This is a genomic window from Streptomyces sp. NPDC006207 (assembly GCF_040613835.1).
GTDB lineage: Bacteria > Actinomycetota > Actinomycetes > Streptomycetales > Streptomycetaceae > Actinacidiphila.
The window spans coordinates 1-3,156 of the sequence record NZ_JBEXSX010000141.1 but is presented as its reverse complement, the minus strand read 5'-3'; the positions used below and the strand labels follow the sequence as shown (position 1 = coordinate 3,156).

Annotated in this window: 4 protein-coding genes; 2 read left to right on the top strand and 2 right to left on the bottom strand. The window is 67.8% G+C overall.

From position 1 onward, the window contains the following. Positions 1-242: 242 nt before the first annotated feature. Positions 243-821, bottom strand: coding sequence for a cysteine hydrolase family protein (locus ABZ312_RS44955; RefSeq protein ID WP_500329284.1), 579 nt, complete (start codon positions 819-821; stop codon positions 243-245). A 443-nt stretch (positions 822-1,264) separates the two neighbouring features. After that, positions 1,265-1,942 carry an HSP18 transcriptional regulator gene (locus tag ABZ312_RS44950; RefSeq protein WP_500358828.1) on the bottom strand — a complete coding sequence of 226 codons (678 nt, stop codon included), beginning with the start codon at positions 1,940-1,942 and terminating at the stop codon, positions 1,265-1,267. Between the two features lie 130 nt (positions 1,943-2,072). Between ABZ312_RS44950 and ABZ312_RS44945 the strand changes: the two genes are divergently transcribed. Next, positions 2,073-2,507 carry an Hsp20/alpha crystallin family protein gene (locus ABZ312_RS44945; RefSeq protein WP_499516341.1) on the top strand — a complete coding sequence of 145 codons (435 nt, stop codon included), beginning with the start codon at positions 2,073-2,075 and terminating at the stop codon, positions 2,505-2,507. A 108-nt stretch (positions 2,508-2,615) separates the two neighbouring features. Further along, positions 2,616-3,005, top strand: a complete 390-nt coding sequence (locus ABZ312_RS44940) for a DUF2267 domain-containing protein (protein WP_500329282.1) — start codon at positions 2,616-2,618, stop codon at positions 3,003-3,005. The last annotated feature ends 151 nt before the right edge of the window (positions 3,006-3,156 follow it).

Genomic DNA, 3,156 nt, shown 5'->3' with positions numbered 1-3,156 from the left:
CGTTCCCACTCTGCGTCTGTCAGATCACCCCGCCCCATGTCCACATCAACGACCTGGACGGCGAGTAGTCACATGATCGGGCGGACAAGTCCTAGCACCCGCCACTGCTGTTCTGCTCCACCACAATGAGCGGCTTACCAGCCATGGCGGCATTTGCGATGAGGCACTTTCCTGCTGAGCGTCCGATCGCCAGAGGGCCTCGCGTTCGTGAAGCACATGGCCTTGTTGGCGGACCGGACCGGTCATGGTGGCGGGAGCGGTGTCCCAGCCTCGACGCCCAGCGGGACTTCGTCCGCCGGGCAGAGGTGGGTGCCCATGTTGCGCTCCATCATGCGCAGTGCCGCGTCGGCCAGGTCGCGATGGATGTGGGCGACGGCGTCACTCGCGACGGTCGTCGGCAGGTGCCGGACGTGCGCGTCGAGTGCCGAATACAGCACGCACTGCTCGGTGACCTGCCCGCACAGCACGAGATGGCCGACGTTCCGCCGGTCCAGGAGGTACTCCAGCGGGGTCTGGAAGAAGATCGAATGCCGGGCTTTGACGACGAACAGCGAGTCGGCGTCGGGCTTGACCGGTTCGACCAGGTCGGCGTGAGGGCCAGCGAGTGCCATGTCGAGGATTTCGTCGTGATGGGAGCGCCAGCGTCCGTAATTGTCGTTGACGTAGATGACGTCCACACCGATGGCGCGAGCGCGTGAGATCAGCCTCCGTACGCCCGGAAGCGCCTCTCGCACAGATGGCAGCAACAGTTCGGCGTCCTCGTGCTCATACGTATTGATCATGTCGATCACGACGAGCGCGGTCGTTTCCTTGTCGTGCATTCGTTGCGGACCTCGATGGTTGCCGTGTCAGGCGATCACTCCCCGGCGGCGTGCTGGGCTTGTACGCGGGGGAGGTGCAGAAAACTCCGGACAGGGTCGTTCTTCCAGGATGCGGCCATCAAGACTGCGTCGCAGCCCGGAGGGGTGGAATGCTGAGTGATCGTGTATCCCGCCTTCGGAATGCGGCGGGCGCCGGGTCCGGCCGGATGAGCGCATCCTCACCCTGGCCCATGGGCCCAGGGACATTCTCGTCTTGCTGCGGCGGGCTGGGCTCAGGCCCCGGGTCAGAGACCTCTGGAAGGGGAGCTGGGTCGAATGGCGGGGCGGCGGACCTGATCTTTGGTGACAGGCGGCGCGCCGCGCCGCCCGGTTCGCATCGACCGCCGTTCCACCGTTCGGGCCTGCCCGGCGGACGCCGGGCCGCTGCGATTCCTTCCGCTGGGTCAAGCGTCGCGTCGCTGGTCGTTGCTGTCCTGGCGCAGCTGGTCGGCGTGCCGAATGAGAGCGTCCACGCGCGCAGCTATCTCCGGATGCCCCGGCTGCAGATGGATGCGGGCGGCCGCAAGGGGGGTCATCAATCGGGCCGCATCGTTGTGGGCGAGGGCCCTGTCGATGGCGGCGATGGCGGAGCGGGCCGCGGGGGGAAGGTCGGAGAGCCCGGTGATGAGAGCGGCCAGGCGGCGCAGGTCTGCGGCGTTGTCTCGTGCCCAGGCTGTGACGGTGCGGTCGGCGGCACGGCGGTCGCGGGTGGCCTTCACCCGCTCCTCCCCGGTACTGCCTGCCGCTCCCGGCTGCAGCCGCAGGTAGCGGCGTTCGGCAGCCTGGCGACTGGCGACCCCGAGAGGGCCTGCCAGCTCGGCCCAGCTGGTGCCGGCGGCGCGGGCGGTCTCAATCAGGCCCCTCTCCCAGCCGGCGAGCTGCTCGCGCACCTCTCGCAGCAGCGTGAGCGAGGCCAGCGCCTGTTCTGTGTCGTCACCTGAGATGGCTGCCGGCGTCGTATCCGCGGCGCGGGCCGTACGCAGAGCGTCGTCGATGGCTGCCAGAGCAATTGCGGCGGCCAGGAGTGGCACGGCTCCATCCTCGCCGGCAGCCGTCGACGCAGCGGGCTCGGTGGCATCCATGAGGCAGTGTCTCCCTTCGTGTCATCGCCTCGACGACTTGACATTTGTCATCGCTTGGACGACATGGTACAAGTGAAAGCAGGTGAAGCGCATTGGCAGCCACTGCCCGAACGCTTGGAGGTGTTTCACGATGTTGATGCGCACCGATCCGTTCCGTGAGCTGGACCGTCTGACCCAGCAGCTCCTGGGGACGTCCGGCACATGGACGAGGCCCTCGACGATGCCGATGGACGCCTACCGCGAAGGCGACCACTACGTGATCGCCCTCGACCTTCCCGGCGTATCGCCGGAAGCGATCGACATCGACGTCGAACGCAACATGCTCACGGTCAAAGCCGAACGCCGTCCCGTCGCCAAGGCCGACGACGTGCAGATGGAATTGTCCGAACGGCCCCTCGGCGTCTTCTCCCGGCAGCTCATGCTCGCCGACACCCTGGACGCCGACCACATCGAGGCCGAATACGACGCCGGCGTTCTGACCCTGCGCATCCCGATCGCGGAGCGGGCCAAGCCCCGCAAGATCGCCATCACGTCCACCGGCGACCGCAAGCAGATCAGCGGCTGAGCCCTGAGCCGGGCACCACCCGGCACACGCAGGCGGCGGAGGACGGCTAACCGTTTCCCTCCCTCCTCGGTTCCGTCCTCCGCGTAACTCAAGGGGATTACCGTGGCCATGCGACCGGATGCGTTCCTCGCACGCGTGCAGGAACGCGGCGAATACTCCACACCACAGGAGGCGGACCAGGCCGCACGCGTCGTGCTGGCCCTCCTGGGCGCACACGTGGTCGGCGAGGAGCGTGCGGAACTCGCCGCCCGACTGCCGGAGACCTACGCACTCATCCTGCTCAATCCGCTGCAGGCCGCCGAGCCGCTGGACGCCGAGCGGTTCGTGCGGGCCACCGCCGCCTGGATCGAAGGCGCCACCGAACAGACCGCACGCTGGGACGTCGGCGCCGTCCTCAGCGTGGCCGCCGAGGAGGCCGGACAGGACCTCCTGCGCCGGCTCTTGCTTCAGCTGCCCCCGGGCTACGACCTGCTGTTCGGTCACCTCGAGCCGGCCTGACCCTCACGACCGTGGGGCGGGACACGCTGCCCCCGCCCCACACCACAACAAGAAGATGAAAGGCACACCGATGTCCCCGCAGCCCCCAGCGGACCTCCGTACACCGGCGATGACGTTCGACGCGATGGTCGAGCACGTACGCTACGAGGGT

Coding starts and splice junctions, on each gene's coding strand:
- ABZ312_RS44945 (WP_499516341.1), top strand. CDS start 2,073: ATGTTGATGCGCACCGATCCGTTCCGTGAGCTGGACCGTCTGACCCAG.
- ABZ312_RS44955 (WP_500329284.1), bottom strand. CDS start 821: ATGCACGACAAGGAAACGACCGCGCTCGTCGTGATCGACATGATCAAT.
- ABZ312_RS44950 (WP_500358828.1), bottom strand. CDS start 1,942: ATGGATGCCACCGAGCCCGCTGCGTCGACGGCTGCCGGCGAGGATGGA.
- ABZ312_RS44940 (WP_500329282.1), top strand. CDS start 2,616: ATGCGACCGGATGCGTTCCTCGCACGCGTGCAGGAACGCGGCGAATAC.